Raw genomic sequence first — 15799 nt, 5'->3', positions numbered from 1 at the left:
ACTGGTTCATGGAAGTGTCAAGAATTCGCGCACTGCGCGGCCCCAATTTGTGGAGCCGTCACACGGCCATTGAAGCCATCGTGACCTGCTCCGAGGCTGAACGAAGCCTGGCTGCCAATCACCCCATCGAACAGCGCCTTCGCCGTATCTTTCCTGAAGTCGGCCCCATCGAGGGCACCCGCCCGGGGCAAGCTCCTTCCATGGCGCATGCACTCGAAAAAGTGACCTTGGCCTTGCAAGCCCACGCGGGATGCCCTGTGACCTTCAGCCGGACCACGGCCACAGAAGAAACTGGCGTTTACCAAGTCGTGGTGCAGTACTCTGAAGAGTCCGTGGGACGCCTTGCGCTTGAGCTGGCAGAGCAGCTGTGCAATGCAGCCATGGCTTCACACGGCTTTGACTTGGAAAACGCGCTGTCTCAACTTCACGAACTGGACGAAGATGTTCGCTTAGGGCCCTCCACAGGCTCGATCGTGGACGCGGCAGTGGCTCGCGGAATTCCATTCCGACGCCTGACCGATGGCAGTTTGGTGCAGTTTGGCTGGGGCTCTCAGCAGCGACGCATCCAAGCAGCAGAGATCGATTCCACCAGTGCGATCGCCGAATCCATTGCGCAAGACAAAGATCTGACCAAAAAACTGCTGCATTCGGCGGGTGTGCCCGTTCCTTTGGGCCGTCCGGCTAAGTCCCCAGACGAAGCCTGGGCCATCGCACTGGACATCGGTCTGCCCGTAGTGGTCAAACCACAGGACGGCAACCAAGGCAAAGGCGTCACGGTCAACATCACCGAACGCACGGCTTTCGACAATGCCTATGCCACGGCGGTCCGATATGGCACCGTCATGGTTGAAAAGTTCTTGCCTGGCCACGATTACCGCCTGCTGGTGGTGGGCAACAAGCTGATCGCTGCAGCCCGCCGTGAGCCTCCGCTGGTGGTCGGTGACGGCAAGCACACGGTGCGTCAGCTGGTGGACCTGGTGAACGCCGACCCCCGCCGCGGGACGGGTCACTCCACCTCGCTGACCAAAATCCGTTTCGATGACATCGCCATTGGTCGTCTGCACGCCCAAGACCTGGAGCCCGAATCGGTTCCCGAAAAAGGCCGCCGCGTGATTTTGCGCAACAACGCCAACCTGTCGACTGGCGGCAGTGCTACGGATGTGACCGACGACGTCCATCCCGAAGTGGCCTCGCGGGTCGTGGAAGCAGCCCAAATGGTGGGCCTTGATATTTGCGGTGTGGATGTGGTCTGCGAATCCGTGCTGCGCCCCTTGGAAGAGCAAAACGGCGGCATCGTGGAAGTCAATGCAGCCCCGGGTTTGCGCATGCACATCAGCCCGTCTTACGGCAAGGGCCGTGACGTGGGCAATGCTGTGATCGACCAAATGTTTCCGGGCGGTGCCACTGGCCGCATTCCCGTGATTGCGGTCACCGGCACCAACGGCAAAACCACCACTGTTCGCCTGACGGCGCATCTGCTCAAGGCCCAAGGGCTGCGCGTCGGCATGACCAACACCGATGGCGTTTACGTCAATGGCCGCCAAACCGACTCGGGCGACTGCAGTGGCCCGCGCAGTGCCCGCAACGTGCTGATGCACCCCGATGTGGACGCGGCCGTATTTGAGACCGCCCGTGGTGGTCTGCTGCGCGAGGGTCTGGCCTTTGACCGCTGCAACGTGGCCATCGTGACCAATTTGGGCGGCGGTGACCACCTCGGCCTGAACTACATCACGACACTGGAAGATCTCTCCGTCCTCAAACGGGTGATCGTTCTCAACGTGGCTCAAAACGGCATGGCTGTGCTCAATGCCGCCGATCCGGCAGTGGCCTTCATGGCACCCCACTGCCCTGGCGATGTCACCTTTTTCGCACTCGATGGCAACCAGCCCGTACTGGCCACACACCGCGCCCAAGGCAAACGTGTGGTGTTCACCGAAGACGGCCACATCGTGGCCCAAAAAGGCAAACAAGTCTTCCGTATTCCGCTGTCCCAAGTGCCGATCACGCGTCAAGGCCAAATCGGCTTCCAGACCGAAAACGTCATGGCATCCATCGGCGCGGCCTGGGCTGTTGGCGTGCCATGGGAGGCCATCGCCCAAGGCGTGGCCACGTTCATCAGCGACATCCAGGGCGTGCCAGGCCGCTTCAATGTGTTTGACTACCGTGGTGCCACCCTCATTGCCGATTACGGCCACAATCCGGATGCCATACAGGCTCTGGTTCAAGCGGTGGACAACATGCCCGCCAAAAAACGCCTAGTGGTCATCAGCGGCGCAGGCGATCGGCGCGACCAAGACATCCGCGATCAGACCAAAATTCTGGGCCAAGCCTTTGATGAAGTCTTGCTCTACCAAGACGCCTGCCAGCGCGGCCGAGAAGACGGCGAAGTGATTGCTTTGCTGCGCGAAGGCTTGCAAGGCGCTGCGCGCACCACGCACGTCCAAGACATACAGGGCGAGTTCAACGCCATCGACACAGCGCTCTCACGTCTGTCACCCGGCGACTTGTGTCTGATCTTGATCGACCAGGTAGAGGAGGCATTGGCCTACATCACCGAGAAAGTCACAGCCTCAAGGGCCTGACTTGCCCTCCACCATCCTCAAGCCATGGGGTTAATGAAGAGGGCCAAAGCCACACTGGCCTTGAACACCCCTGCCCAAAGCCACCACCGCCACAAAGTCGGTGTGTGGCGCTCTACCAGCCGATAGAGCAGCCCCCCACACAGCAGTGACAACATCAGTGAGGTCAACATGCCCAGCGCGTTGGCCCACAAGGACTCAGGCCACAGCGCCGAGACCCCTGAACTCACAGCCAGGCTGACCCCAAAATGGATCAGGAAAACCGAATAAGACACCTTGGACAACCACTGCACCATCTGGAGCGCTCTTGAAAAACGCAGCGCCTCACCCGTGAACCAACGGACGGGTACAGCGATCAGAAAACAGGCGATGACCCAAGCCACCGCCAAGCGCCAGCGCGGCTCTAGCCACCAGGCCACCCCGCCCAACACCAACACCAATGCCCACACAAGCCACTGCTGGCCCGGGCCCAGCGGCAAACTGATGCGCCGCCTGGCCTCCCAAGCCAGCAGCCCCAGACCATAAGAACCAAAGAAATACACCCCGTAGTCATCCAAATCAGGGTGCAGGTTCCACCACCACAAGGATGCGCAGGTCAAGCCCAACCAAATGGCCCAACGCCAAGCCTGCACCGAAAATTGCGACTGTTGAGGGCCCAAGACCTTGACCACCGTCAGGCTGAGCAAGGTCATCACATACAGCTGCAAGTCAATGGCCACATACCAAATGCCCGCCGATAAGGCCTCCAAGTCCAACACGTGCTGTAAGAGCACGATGTGCGCTAAAGCCTGGCCCCAATCAGGGGGCGCAGACAAACTGGCATGCTCAAAATCGGGACGCACCCATTCAGTGACCAGCACTGTGAAGCTCAGCGCAGCCAGCAAGGGAATGGCCAGGCGCAAATAGCGCTGCCAAACCAGCTTCAAGGCCTCTGACAATTCCAGCGACGCGTATCGCGCCAAACTGCCTGCCGTGAGAAAACCCGCACACACAAAGAAGAACTGCACCGCCAAACGGCCGTGATCGTAAAGCCAGTTCACGATAGCCGGCCAGGCAACGGCGACCACATCCGACATGGGTCCGTAAAACGCCATGTGGTGCAACACGATCAACAAACAGCCAGCGGCCTTGATCGCATCGATCAAAAAAGAACGCCCCGAAGGGCGCTGTACTGTGATGGACAAGAGCGGCTCAGGCAACGGCCATCAAAGGGCCAGGCGTGCACGGGCCGCTTGGTACTGGGCCTTGAACTGGGCCACCAGATCGGCTGTGCTTTGCACCGACTGGATCGCACCAATACCCTGGCCGCAGCCCCAGATGTCTTTCCAGGCTTTTTTGGCGTCACCACCAAAGTTCATCTTGCTCGGATCGGACTCGGGCAGGTTCTCGGGGTCCAGACCCGCTGCACGGATGGAAGGCGCCAAGTAATTGCCGTGCACACCGGTGAACAGGTTGCTATAGACGATGTCGTCCGAGTTGCTGTCCACGATGGCTTGTTTGTACTCCTCGGCAGCACGAGCTTCAGTCGTGGCAATGAAAGCCGAGCCGATGTAGGCGAAATCCGCGCCCATGGCTTGGGCCGCCAAAATCGCATCACCCGTGGCAATCGAGCCCGACAAAGCCACCGGGCCGTCGAACCACTGGCGGATTTCCTGAATCAAGGCAAAGGGGCTTTTGACGCCAGCATGGCCGCCCGCACCTGCGGCCACGGCGATCAGGCCGTCTGCGCCCTTTTCGATGGCTTTATGCGCGTGCTTGTTGTTGATGATGTCGTGCAACACCACACCGCCGTAGCTGTGGGCTGCAGCATTGATTTCTTCGCGAGCACCCAGCGAGGTGATGATGATCGGCACCTTGTACTTAACGCACATGGCCATGTCGTGCTCGAGGCGGTCGTTGCTCTTGTGCACGATCTGATTGATGGCAAACGGTGCAGCCGGCTTGTCCGGATTGGCCTTGTTGTAGGCGGCCAGGGCTTCGGTAATTTCAATCAACCACTCTTCGAGTTGCGCTGCAGGGCGGGCGTTCAAAGCGGGCATGGAACCGACGATACCGGCCTTGCACTGCTCAATCACCAGCTTGGGGTTGCTGATGATGAACAGTGGCGAAGCGATGGCGGGGAAAGGTAAATTCGCGAGAACTGGGGGCAATTTAGACATAGGGTCTCCTCAGAATTATTGTTGGAATCAATTTCAGAAAGCGTCGAGCGCCATGGCCGTCACGCTGCCTGCGCCTTCAACGATACTGTCGCGCACGCCGGGAGCTTTGGACAGGATATGGTCGGCGTAGAAACGCGCGGTGGTGACTTTAGCGGCCATGAAGGCGGCATCTTGGGCTTGCGCTTCGGGTGTAAGGGCAACCAACAAGGCTCGGCCCATTTGCCAGCCAGCCATCAGATTACCGGCCAGCATGAGGTAAGGCACGCTGCCTGCGAACACGTCGTTGGGGTGAGCCTTGGTATTGCCCGCCACAAACTCGACAACGTCCACAAAGGCTTCGCGGGCGGCTTTGAGGCGTTTGGCCACAGCCTGTGCATCGGCATTGCCAGAAGCCGCCAGTTCACTTTCGGTCTGGGCCACTTGCCCAGCCAAGGCCTTGGCGGTCTGGCCACCGTCGCGGGCTGTCTTACGACCGACCAAGTCGTTGGCCTGGATGGCGGTGGTGCCTTCATAGATGGTCAGGATCTTGGCATCGCGGTAATACTGCGCAGCGCCCGTTTCTTCGATGAAGCCCATGCCGCCGTGCACCTGAACGCCCAAGCTGGTGACTTCCAGGCTCATCTCGGTGCTGTAGCCCTTGACCAGTGGCACCATGAATTCATAAAACGCTGCGTTTTGCTTGCGCACTTCGGCGTCAGGGTGGTGGTGCGAGGCGTCGTAGGCCGCAGCGGCGGTGGCCGCCATGGCACGGCAGCCTTCGGTGTAAGCGCGCATGGTCATCAGCATGCGACGCACGTCGGGGTGATGAATGATGGGGCCAGCGGCGGGCAAACTGCCGTCCACTGGACGGCTTTGCACGCGGTCACGGGCGTACTGCACGGCACGCTGGTAAGAGCGCTCGGCAATCGCGATGCCCTGCACACCCACGGCGTAGCGGGCGGCGTTCATCATGATGAACATGTATTCGAGGCCACGGTTTTCCTGACCCACCAAGAAACCTACACCACCACCGTTGTCACCGAACTGCAGCACCGCTGTGGGGCTGGCCTTAATGCCCATCTTGTGCTCGATGCTCACGCAGTGCACATCGTTGCGCGCGCCCAAAGAGCCATCACCATTGACCATGAACTTGGGCACCACAAAGAGGCTGATGCCTTTGACGCCTTCGGGTGCGCCCACCACACGGGCCAGCACCAGGTGCACGATGTTCTCGGCCATATCGTGCTCACCGTAAGTGATGTAGATCTTGGTGCCGAAGATTTTGTAAGTGCCATCGGGTTGGGGTTCGGCGCGTGTTCGCACGGCAGCCAAGTCTGATCCCGCTTGTGGCTCGGTCAGGTTCATGGTGCCGGTCCACTGGCCGGAGATCAACTTTTCCAAATAAGTGGCTTTGAGTTCGTCGGAGCCTGCAGTCAGCAACGCTTCGATCGCGCCGTCGGTGAGCAAGGGGCACAGGGCAAATGCCATGTTGGCCGAGTTGAGCATTTCGCCGCAAGCCGCGCCAATGGTTTTGGGCAAGCCCTGGCCGCCAAAGTCGGCCGGGTGCTGCAGGCCTTGCCAGCCACCTTCGGCGTATTGCTGGTACGCCTCTTTGAAGCCAGGCGTGGTGGTCACACCGCTACCATTGTGGAAGGATGGGTTTTTGTCGCCCTCCCAGTTCAAGGGCGAGATTACATCTTGGTTGAGCTTGGCGCATTCCTCCAGCACCGCTTGCGCGGTTTCCAAACCGGCGTCTTCAAAGCCGGGGATCTGCGCGATCTGGTCGATGCGCGCCAGATGCTCGATGTTGAAAAGCATGTCCTTGATGGGGGCGATGTAGCTCATGTCTTGTCTCCGATGCAGGGGCCGAGGAAGTAGGGGTCGGGTACAAAAAAGACCTCTCTCGGAGGCCTTTTTTGTTGTCGTCAAATCATCACAGTGCGTTGGTCAATTCAGGCACAGCGGCAAACAAATCGGCCTCGAGGCCAAAGTCTGCCACGCTGAAGATCGGGGCTTCAGGGTCCTTGTTGATCGCCACGATCACCTTGGAGTCCTTCATGCCTGCCAAGTGCTGGATAGCACCCGAGATGCCGCAAGCGACATACAACTGAGGCGCAACGATCTTGCCGGTCTGGCCCACTTGCAGGTCGTTGGCGGCGTAACCGGCATCCACGGCGGCGCGGCTGGCACCGATGGCGGCGCCCAGCTTGTCGGCCAGCGGTGTCATCACTTCATTGAACTTCTCCGAACTGCCCAAAGCGCGGCCACCAGAGACGATGATCTTGGCGGCGGTCAGCTCAGGGCGATCGTTCTTGGCGATTTCGCTGCGTGTGAAGCTGCTCTTGCCGCTGTCGGCCTGGGCGGTTGCACTTTCTACGACTGCTGCGCCACCGGTGACGGCTGCGGCGTCAAAGCCGGTGGTGCGCACAGTGATGACTTTCGTGCCGTCGGTGCTTTGCACCGTGGCCATCGCATTACCGGCATAGATGGGGCGCTCGAAAGTGTCAGCCGAGATGACTTGTGTAACATCGCTGATCTGACCGACGTCAAGCTTGGCAGCCACACGAGGAGCCACGTTTTTGCCCGCAGCGGTGGCTGGGAACAGGATGTGGCTGTAGTTGGCGGCGATGGCCAACACTTGCGCGGCAACGTTTTCGGCCAGGCCATGGGCCAGTGCTTCGCTGTCGGCATGGATGACTTTCGTCACACCAGCAATTTGAGCGGCGGCTTGCGCAGCGGCAGCGGCATGGAGGCCAGCCACCAGCACATGCACTTCACCACCGCATGCAGCAGCAGCGGTCACAGTGTTCAGGGTGGCCCCTTTGATGGAAGCGTTGTCGTGTTCTGCAATAACAAGGGAGGTCATGTTCTTAAGTCCTTAGATCACTTTGGCCACGTTCTTGAGCTTGTCCACCAGAGTGGCGACATCGGGCACCTTGATGCCCGCGCTGCGCTTGGCAGGTTCTGCCACTTTGAGGGTCTTGATACGTGGGGTCACATCGACACCCAGGTCTTCCGGCTTGAAGGTGTCCAACTGCTTTTTCTTGGCCTTCATGATGTTGGGCAAGGTCACGTAACGCGGCTCGTTCAGACGCAAGTCGGTGGTCACCACCGCAGGCAAACTGATGCTCAGCACTTCCAGGCCGCCATCGATCTCACGGGTCACTTGGGCTTTGCCATCCACGATTTCGACCTTGGAGGCGAAAGTGGCTTGAGGCAGGTCGGCCAAAGCGGCCAGCATCTGGCCAGTTTGGTTGCAGTCGTCGTCAATGGCTTGTTTGCCCAAGATGATCAGACCGGGTTGCTCTTTGTCCACCAAAGCCTTGAGCAGCTTGGCCACCGCCAAGGGCTGCAGGTCCATGTCAGCGGGGGTCTCGACCAGAATGCCTCGGTCGGCACCAATGGCCATGGCTGTGCGCAAGGTTTCTTGGCACTGGGCAACACCGCAAGAGACTGCGATCACTTCGGTGGCGAAGCCCTTTTCTTTCAGGCGCACGGCTTCTTCGACGGCGATCTCGTCAAAGGGGTTCATGCTCATTTTGACGTTGGCGATGTCCACGCCCGAACCATCGGACTTGACACGAACCTTGACGTTGTAGTCCACCACCCGTTTGACGGGAACGAGAATTTTCATGAAAGCTTCTCCATTGATATCAAAACCCAAGCACCTTGAAACGCCGTGATGTCGTTGACGTTACGTAAACGTCAATTGTGCATCAAAACCGCCAAACAGGCGCATCATAGGACCGAAAAAAGCACGACCGTTCGTATTTTAGACCGGTTTTTTGAAAACCTCACTGATTAGATGTATATCCTACCCCCGGGAATTCACCGACCAATCGGTAGGCAAATCAGGGTTAACATCGATTTTCATGAAGATCGTTCGATATTACGATTATGTTTTGTAACCAAATCAATGGAGCAATTGGATGAAGAAGACTTTGATTTCCGTGGCTGCAGCAGCCTTGGCCAGCTTCACTGGCTTGGCCCAGGCACAAACCGTTTTGACTGTTTCCAGCTGGGTTCCGCCCACACACGGTCTGTCGATGTCACAAAAAGAATGGTGCGACGACCTGGCGACCAAAACATCCAACCGTGTGCGTTGCAACATCCTTCCTCGCGCTGTCACCCCTGCACCCGGCACTTTTGACGCGGTCAAAAACGGTTTGGTCGACGTGTCCTTCACGGTTCACGGCTACACCCCCGGACGTTTTGTCCTGTCGCAAATGGCCGAATTCCCATTTTTGGGCGACCGCGCAGAGCCTTTGTCGGTGGCTTTCCACCGCATTGCCAGCAAGTACCCTGAGTTCACGGCCGAACACCAAGGCGTCAAGGTTTTGGGCTTTTTCACCCACGGACCTGGCATCGTTTTCAATAGGCGGATTCAAGTACGAGGTGCAACAAAGATGAACCCGGTGATGGGTGGCTGAGGATGTCAAGGCATCATGGCCACTCAAACCGCCAAGTCCAAGTTGCCAGATGTACAAGCACCTCAGCCGAGAAGAACGATACCAAATTCACAGCCTTTTGAAAGCCAAACAGACCATTAGCGAGATTGCCCGATCCCTGGGCAGGAACCGCAGCACCATCAGCCGCGAACTCAGCCGTGGTCGTGGCCAGCGTGGCTACCGCGCCGAACAAGCCTGCGCCAAGGCGTCTGAGCGAGCACAGCGCAGCCGTAATGCCCGCCGTGTAGATTCCAAGGTCTGGTCCGATGTGGATTTCTACCTGGGCATTCAATGGAGCCCCGAGCAGATTGCAGGCAAGGTGGCGGTCAGCCATGAGAGCGTCTATTTGCATGTCTATGCGAACAAGGCTGCCGGTGGTGATTTACACACGCACCTGCGCAGCCAAAAGCCCCGGCGCAAACGCCACCTGTGCGGGCGTGACAGGCGTGGCCAGATCCCGAACCGCCGCCCGATCAGCGAGAGACCAAGTCACATTGAAGATCGCAAGCAAGTGGGCCACTGGGAGGGAGATACCGTCATTGGCGCGGCTCACAAACAAGCCATCGTGACACTGGTAGAACGCAAGAGTGGCTTTGCTGTGCTGGCCAAAGTGCCCAACAAGTCTGCCGATTTGGTGGGCCGGGCCATTGAAGCCAAGCTCAAGCCCGTGAACTCACGGGTGAAGACCTTGACGGTGGACAACGGCAAGGAGTTTGCCGATCACCAGGCCATCGATCAGGCCCTTGGCATCCAGACTTACTTTGCCGATCCGTATTGCAGCTGGCAGCGCGGCAGCAACGAGAACTTCAATGGTTTGCTGCGCCAATACATTCCCAAAAAGCGGCGCATGGAAACTGTCACCGATGAGGAGTTGACTATGATCGAAAACAGATTGAATCACCGGCCCAGAAAGCGGCTCGGATTCAAGACGCCATACGAGGTGTTTCACGCCTCGTTGAACCGTGTTGCACTTCGTCCTTGAATCCACCATACCAAAAAACCCATCACCCGCGTGGAAGACCTCTCGGGCTTGAAGTTCCGAGTGGGCGGCGGCATGGTCAACGAAATCTCCAAGACACTGGACATGAACGTGACACTCAAGCCCGCGCCAGAATCTTATGAACTGTTGTCGAGCGGCGTGATGGATGGCACTTTGTTCCCTGCCGAGTCCACTGACTCGTTCAAGATCGACAAGATCATCAAGCACGCCACCCAGTTCCCGGGTGGCCTCTACAACACCAGCTTCGTCTTCATGATGAACCCGGCTAAATACAACAGCCTCTCGGCTATTGACAAAAAAATTGTGGACGAGTTGTCTGGTGAGGCCGTCGCGCAACGCTTTGGTAAAGCCTGGGACCGCGTGGACGATCTGGCTTTGACCAACATGCAGAAAAATGGCGTGAAGGTCATCAAGGCAGACAAAAGCTTTGTCAGTGGAGTCACCATTCGCGTCAACAAACTCGAGCGAGACTGGGCCCAAGCTGCCAAGGCCAAAGGTCTGAAGGATCCCTCGGGCACTTTGTCTGAATTCCGTGCTGAAATTGCCAAGTTGCAAAAGTAAAAATAAACCATTTGCACCTTGGTCAAATCACCAAGCGTGGTGAAACAACGGTACCTGCCAAAGCGCAGGTACCGTTTTTTTTAGGAGTGTTGTTTGAAAAAGTCTCTTGAAATCATCTGTGGAACTTTGGCAGGCTTAGCATTATTGGCCATCATGTTGCTGACGTTTCTGGACGTATCGGGCCGAAAATTGCTGTCTCACTCCATCACAGGGTCTTTGGAATTGACCGAATTGTTGATGGTGGTGGTTATTTTTGGTGCACTCCCCTTGGTCTCACTCAAAGGCGAGCACGTTGTATTTGACTCCCTAGACGCCATGTGGCCCGCTTGGTTCAAGCGCTTTCAGCGTGCATTGGTGGACCTCGTTTGCGCGGCTTTGCTAATGGGACTGGCCTACTTGATGTGGAACACAGGGGGTGAATTCGCGGTCACCGGAGAAACAACGGCTCAACTGAAAATCACCAAAGCCCCCTTCATTCAAGGCATGGGTTTGCTTTGCGGGCTGACCGCTTTGGTTCACCTGGTCATAGCATTCTGGCCATCTGACGAAGAATCGTCTGAAGGAGGCACACTGTGACCGAAGCACTGCTTGGATTCCTTGCCATCTTTGTGCTGGCCCTCATGCGCATGCCTCTGGCCTTTTCAATGGGCTTGGTAGGCATCGTGGGCATCGGGCTCACGCGAGGCTGGATGCCCGCACTGGCCAGTACCGCACAAGTTGTTCATGAGACCGGTTTTGCCTACACCCTGTCGGTGATTCCTTTGTTCATCCTCATGGGCAACTTCGTCGCCCGCGCAGGTTTGGCACATGAACTCTTTCATGCCGCCTACACCTTCATCGGCCACCGCAGAGGCGGCCTGGCACATGCCACCATTGCGGCTTGTGCTGGTTTTGGTGCCATTTGTGGCTCGTCCATTGCCACGGCCGCCACCATGAGCAAGGTGGCCTACCCGTCCATGAAAAAGATCGGGTACAGCGATGCCCTGTCCACGGGCGTGATTGCGGCAGGCGGAACGCTGGGCATCATGATTCCACCGTCCACCATCATGGTGATCTACGGCATCATCACCGAAACACACATTGGCAAACTGTTTGCGGCAGGCGTCATTCCGGGCATCCTGACAGCCATCTTGATGATGGTCGCCGTGGTCATCATGACCTCACGCGACCCTGAACATGCTCCCCCGGGTGAGAAATTCACCTGGACCCAGAGGTGGGCTGCTTTGCGCGGCATCTGGGGCGTTTTGCTGTTGGTGTTCGTGGTGCTGGGTGGCATTTATGGCGGATTCTTCACTGCCACAGAAGGTGCAGGCATGGGCGCGATGGGCGCGTTCCTTTTTGCCTTGGCACGCAAAGCGCTGAACAAAGAAGTACTGTTTCAAGTCCTCATCGAATCGGCCAGAACGACCGCCATGCTGTTTACTTTGCTGATCGCGGCGACTATTTTTGCAAATTTCGTGAACTACACCAGCTTGCCATTTGAGTTGAAGGACTGGATCACTGGCCTGGGTTTGTCGCCCATCATGATCGTGGGCGCCATGATGTTGATCTATGTGTTGCTGGGCACGGTGATGGAAGAACTCACCATGGTCTTGCTGACCATCCCCTTGTTCTTCCCGATCGTGGTGCAACTGGGTTTTGACCCCGTGTGGTTTGGCGTGTTGATCGTGATGGTCATCCAAATTGGGCTGATCTCGCCACCGGTAGGTATGAACTTGTTTGTGCTCAACACCTTGCTGCCCAAGGTCGGCTTGGGCACCATCTTCCGCGGCGTGTGGCCGCTGGTGCTGGTGCTGGTGATCACGCTGGGCATCTTGCTGGCTTTCCCAAGTTTGAGCTTGTGGCTGCCCTCCATGATGGACTGAGCACTCTGAGCATCAAACCCAAAAGGCACACCGCAGGGTGTGCTTTTTTTATGCCGACATGTGAACCACCCGTTGCGGAAACGGAATCTCGACGCCATGCGCCTGCAGCGTTTTGAGAATCGCCAGATGGATGTCTGACTTGAGATTCAGAGGCCCAGATCCTGAGTCATCAAACCAGTAGTTCACGGTGAACTCCAACCCATTGACGCCATAGGCCGACAAAGCCACCAAGGGCGCCGGTTCGGCCAACACTTTGGGGTGCGCCTGACAGGCCTGGAGCAGCCAGGCCATGACCTCATCCACAGGGGTGTTGTAGGCCACCGTCACGGTGGTCGACTGCGCGATCTTGGAATCGGACAGCGACAAGTTTTCTACCCGCTGGGTGATCAACATTTCATTGGGCACGATCGACTCGCGCCCGTTCGGCGACCGGATGACGGTGTAACGCGCCTTGATGTCGGTGATGCGGCCTTCAAAACCATCCACCTTGACGTTGTCCCCAATGCGCATGCTGCGCTCAGCCAGGATCACAAAACCGCTGACATAGTTGGCCGCGAGCTTTTGCAAGCCAAAGCCGATGCCCACGCCAACCGCGCCACCCAACACCGACAAAGCGGTCAAATCGATGCCCACCGATGACAGCGCCAAAAGCAGGCCCACAAACATGAGCAAGGCCCGCACCGTGTTGCTGATCACTTTGCGCAAAGACAAATCGCTGCCCGTGGCGGACTTGAGCAAGCGTGACTCCAAGGCCGCAGAAATCCAAAGGGTCACGATCAACACCAAGCCTGCGGTCAAAGCACCTTCTAGCAATGTGCGCACCGACAACATGGAGCCGCCCACCTTCCAGCGGATCTGGTCCAACTCATCCAGAATCAAGGGCAATACACCCGTGACCCAGAACACCACCGCCAACCAGGCGATCCAAGAAATCGTGCGCTCCAACACCCGCACAAACGGCGCTTCATTGAATGCCACCTGCAAGACTTTGACCCCCAAGCGGATCATGGCAAGCGAGATGCACACGGGTAACAAAATACCGAACATCGGGCTTGGCTGCGCATCGGTCAACAAGGTACGCGCCACAAAGGTCAATCCGAGCAAAAGGCTTGGAAACAAGACCCCATCGATCAAGCGCTTGCCCAGCAAAACCGACAAGGCCTGCTCTGCGAAAGCTTTTCGAATGGCCCAAACAATGCCCCAGGAAAGCACAATGCAAACGGCAAAAGCCAGCAGCACTTGAAGCGACTCGGCGCGGGCCAAGGCGCTCAACCAGGCCAAAGGGTCGGCAATGTTCAAAGATTTCAAACCCGCCATGAAGGTGTCCTTTTGTCGATGAAGGCCTGAACACCTTCCTGAGCCACGGAATCCATCATGTTGCAGGCCATGGTTTGGCCAGCCAATTGGTAGGCCGCTTCGATTCCCATTTCGCGCTGCTGATAAAACAAAGCTTTACCCAAACGCACGGCCTCACGCGGCTTGGACAAAATAGCTTGGACCAAGTCGTCCACCTGCGCATCCAATTCGGCAGCTGTGCACACCCGATTCACCAGCCCACGGCTTTTGGCCTCTGCGGCCGAGATAAACCCACCCGTCAGCAGCATCTCCATGGCCTGTTTGGCGTGCATGTTGCGCACCAGCGGCACGCTGGGCGTGGCACAAAACAAGCCCACATCGATGCCGTTCACACCAAAAGTGGCGCTGTCTGTTGACACCGCCAAATCGCACTGCGCCACCAACTGGCAACCTGCCGCCGTGGCCAGTCCCTGCACACGGGCAATCACAGGCACAGGCAGCTTTTGGATGCTCAGCATCATGCGGCTGCACTGGGCAAAGAGTTGCTGGTAGTAAGCCAGCTCAGGCTGGGCGCGCATTTCCTTGAGGTTATGTCCAGCGCAAAAGGCCTTGCCCGCAGCGCCCAGCACCACCACCCGGGCTTGCGCGTCTTGCGCCACTGCGTTCAGCGCTTGCTGCAGTGCGGTCAACATCGCCTCGCTCAGGGCATTGAAGCTGGCGGGGCTGTTCAACGTCAAGCGGTGCACACCACGCGCATCGCGCTCGTGCAGCAGCAAGTCTTGGGCATGGGGGGTGTTTGAATCGGTCATGGCTTCGATTGTGCCAAACCCTCACCACAAACCGATTTAAACGTCGGCCAGTACGCGCAAGTGCGCTTCCACACTGCGCCCCAGCGCACTCAAGTTGTAGCCGCCTTCCAGACAGCTGACGATGCGTCCTTTGGCGTGGCGCAGCGCCACCTCTTTGATGCGATGGGTAATCCAGGCGTAGTCTTGCTCGACCAGCCCCATCTGACCCATATCGTCTTCGCGGTGGGCGTCAAAACCTGCGCTGATGAAAATCAGCTCAGGCTTGTGCGCCTCCAAGCGCGGCAACCACATCATGTCCACCAACTCGCGGATGTCCATGCCCCGGGTGTAGGCTGGCACCGGCAAATTGACCAAGTTGGCCGCAGTCGATGTGGAGCCACCTTCCGGGTAAAAAGGGTGCTGAAAAAAGCTCACCATCAAGATGCGCTCGTCACCCGCCACGATGTCCTCGGTGCCATTGCCGTGGTGCACATCAAAGTCCACAATGGCGACCCTTTTGAGGCCATGGCGCTCGAGCGCATACTTGGCGGCAATGGCCACGTTGTTGAAAAAACAAAAACCCATGGCCTTGTCGCGGCAAGCGTGGTGCCCTGGTGGACGCACAGCGCAAAAAGCATTCTCCAGCTCGCCCGCCAGCACGGCGTCTGTGGCGTCGATGGCCGCGCCTGCCGAGAGCAAGGCCGCATCCCAAGTGTGGGCATTGATCATCGTGTCGGGGTCCAAAGAGGTGTGCGTTGGGCCGCCTGCGGCCATGTCCTCACGCAAAGCATCGCCCAAGCCACGCAAGGCCGCCACATGCATGCGCCCATGGGCCAGTTCAATGTCAGACAAGGACGCAGGCCTTGGCTCCCGACGCTGCAAAGCCATGTCCACGCCACTGATCAGCAAGCGGTCTTCGATGGCCCCAAGCCGCTCCGGGCATTCAGGGTGCCCTGCCCCCATCTCGTGTTTCCAGCAGGTGGGGTGTGTGAAATAACCTGTCGCGCCCATACGCCTTGTCTTCCTGCGAGGTCAGCAACTTGTCAGTGCTGTTGGTTTTATTGATGTCTGCAAAGCTCTGGGTTTCAGCTTATCACGCCAAACCGTCGCCACATCGGATCGAG

Annotated in this window: 14 protein-coding genes; 6 read left to right on the top strand and 8 right to left on the bottom strand. The window is 57.9% G+C overall.

The features are described from left to right. Positions 1–8 precede the first annotated feature (8 nt). Positions 9–2582: a cyanophycin synthetase gene (gene cphA / locus ACZ5SR_RS05990; RefSeq protein WP_464450649.1), complete on the top strand. Its 2574-nt coding sequence runs from the start codon at positions 9–11 to the stop codon at positions 2580–2582. A 17-nt stretch (positions 2583–2599) separates the two neighbouring features. Here the strand turns inward: cphA and ACZ5SR_RS05985 are convergent, their stop codons facing one another. The 5 genes from ACZ5SR_RS05985 to ACZ5SR_RS05965 all read right to left on the bottom strand — a co-directional run bounded on the left by ACZ5SR_RS05985 (position 2600) and on the right by ACZ5SR_RS05965 (position 8351). Further along, a complete protein-coding gene (locus ACZ5SR_RS05985; protein ID WP_464450648.1) occupies positions 2600–3763 on the bottom strand; it encodes an acyltransferase family protein in 1164 nt (387 codons plus the stop codon). Positions 3764–3784: 21 nt separating this feature from the next. After that, a complete protein-coding gene (locus ACZ5SR_RS05980; RefSeq protein WP_464450647.1) occupies positions 3785–4738 on the bottom strand; it encodes an NAD(P)H-dependent flavin oxidoreductase in 954 nt (317 codons plus the stop codon). Between the two features lie 33 nt (positions 4739–4771). Then, on the bottom strand, positions 4772–6562 hold the full coding sequence (locus ACZ5SR_RS05975) for an acyl-CoA dehydrogenase (RefSeq protein ID WP_464450646.1): 1791 nt from the start codon (positions 6560–6562) through the stop codon (positions 4772–4774). An 88-nt stretch (positions 6563–6650) separates the two neighbouring features. After that, positions 6651–7583, bottom strand: coding sequence for an electron transfer flavoprotein subunit alpha/FixB family protein (locus ACZ5SR_RS05970; RefSeq protein WP_464450645.1), 933 nt, complete (start codon positions 7581–7583; stop codon positions 6651–6653). A gap of 12 nt (positions 7584–7595) precedes the next feature. Beyond that, positions 7596–8351: an electron transfer flavoprotein subunit beta/FixA family protein gene (locus tag ACZ5SR_RS05965; RefSeq protein ID WP_464450644.1), complete on the bottom strand. Its 756-nt coding sequence runs from the start codon at positions 8349–8351 to the stop codon at positions 7596–7598. 295 nt (positions 8352–8646) lie between these two features. On the opposite strand from ACZ5SR_RS05965, the gene ACZ5SR_RS05960 reads away from it, so the two are divergent. The 5 genes from ACZ5SR_RS05960 to ACZ5SR_RS05940 all read left to right on the top strand — a co-directional run bounded on the left by ACZ5SR_RS05960 (position 8647) and on the right by ACZ5SR_RS05940 (position 12591). After that, complete coding sequence (locus ACZ5SR_RS05960; protein ID WP_464450643.1) at positions 8647–9147, top strand: type 2 periplasmic-binding domain-containing protein; 501 nt, start codon at positions 8647–8649, stop codon at positions 9145–9147. Between the two features lie 49 nt (positions 9148–9196). Further along, a complete protein-coding gene (locus ACZ5SR_RS05955) occupies positions 9197–10147 on the top strand; it encodes an IS30 family transposase (protein WP_464448415.1) in 951 nt (316 codons plus the stop codon). After that, entirely contained in the window at positions 10148–10726 is a 579-nt protein-coding gene (gene dctP, locus ACZ5SR_RS05950) for a TRAP transporter substrate-binding protein DctP (protein WP_464451022.1), read from the top strand. 93 nt (positions 10727–10819) lie between these two features. Further along, positions 10820–11302 (top strand): TRAP transporter small permease, encoded by a 483-nt coding sequence (locus ACZ5SR_RS05945; RefSeq protein ID WP_464450642.1) that lies wholly within the window; start codon positions 10820–10822, stop codon positions 11300–11302. Next, on the top strand, positions 11299–12591 hold the full coding sequence (locus tag ACZ5SR_RS05940) for a TRAP transporter large permease (protein WP_464450641.1): 1293 nt from the start codon (positions 11299–11301) through the stop codon (positions 12589–12591). The genes ACZ5SR_RS05945 and ACZ5SR_RS05940 overlap by 4 nt, the downstream gene beginning before the upstream one ends. A gap of 48 nt (positions 12592–12639) precedes the next feature. Here the strand turns inward: ACZ5SR_RS05940 and ACZ5SR_RS05935 are convergent, their stop codons facing one another. From ACZ5SR_RS05935 to ACZ5SR_RS05925, 3 genes are read right to left on the bottom strand one after another with little or no spacing between them, the layout of a single operon-like run. Continuing rightward, positions 12640–13908 (bottom strand): mechanosensitive ion channel family protein, encoded by a 1269-nt coding sequence (locus ACZ5SR_RS05935; protein WP_464450640.1) that lies wholly within the window; start codon positions 13906–13908, stop codon positions 12640–12642. Beyond that, entirely contained in the window at positions 13896–14696 is an 801-nt protein-coding gene (locus ACZ5SR_RS05930) for an enoyl-CoA hydratase (RefSeq protein ID WP_464450639.1), read from the bottom strand. The genes ACZ5SR_RS05935 and ACZ5SR_RS05930 overlap by 13 nt, the downstream gene beginning before the upstream one ends. 36 nt (positions 14697–14732) lie before the next feature. Continuing rightward, positions 14733–15686, bottom strand: a complete 954-nt coding sequence (locus ACZ5SR_RS05925) for a histone deacetylase family protein (protein WP_464450638.1) — start codon at positions 15684–15686, stop codon at positions 14733–14735. Positions 15687–15799 lie beyond the last annotated feature (113 nt).

Source organism: Limnohabitans sp. TEGF002, assembly GCF_055395845.1.
This window is presented reverse-complemented; position numbering and strand designations above follow the sequence as displayed.

Excerpts from the sequence above, each read along its gene's own strand:
- cphA (WP_464450649.1), top strand. The coding sequence starts at position 9 with ATGGAAGTGTCAAGAATTCGCGCACTGCGCGGCCCCAATTTGTGGAGC.
- ACZ5SR_RS05930 (WP_464450639.1), bottom strand. The coding sequence starts at position 14,696 with ATGACCGATTCAAACACCCCCCATGCCCAAGACTTGCTGCTGCACGAG.
- ACZ5SR_RS05935 (WP_464450640.1), bottom strand. The coding sequence starts at position 13,908 with ATGGCGGGTTTGAAATCTTTGAACATTGCCGACCCTTTGGCCTGGTTG.
- ACZ5SR_RS05975 (WP_464450646.1), bottom strand. The coding sequence starts at position 6,562 with ATGAGCTACATCGCCCCCATCAAGGACATGCTTTTCAACATCGAGCAT.
- ACZ5SR_RS05955 (WP_464448415.1), top strand. The coding sequence starts at position 9,197 with ATGTACAAGCACCTCAGCCGAGAAGAACGATACCAAATTCACAGCCTT.
- ACZ5SR_RS05970 (WP_464450645.1), bottom strand. The coding sequence starts at position 7,583 with ATGACCTCCCTTGTTATTGCAGAACACGACAACGCTTCCATCAAAGGG.
- ACZ5SR_RS05965 (WP_464450644.1), bottom strand. The coding sequence starts at position 8,351 with ATGAAAATTCTCGTTCCCGTCAAACGGGTGGTGGACTACAACGTCAAG.
- ACZ5SR_RS05925 (WP_464450638.1), bottom strand. The coding sequence starts at position 15,686 with ATGGGCGCGACAGGTTATTTCACACACCCCACCTGCTGGAAACACGAG.
- ACZ5SR_RS05980 (WP_464450647.1), bottom strand. The coding sequence starts at position 4,738 with ATGTCTAAATTGCCCCCAGTTCTCGCGAATTTACCTTTCCCCGCCATC.
- ACZ5SR_RS05960 (WP_464450643.1), top strand. The coding sequence starts at position 8,647 with ATGAAGAAGACTTTGATTTCCGTGGCTGCAGCAGCCTTGGCCAGCTTC.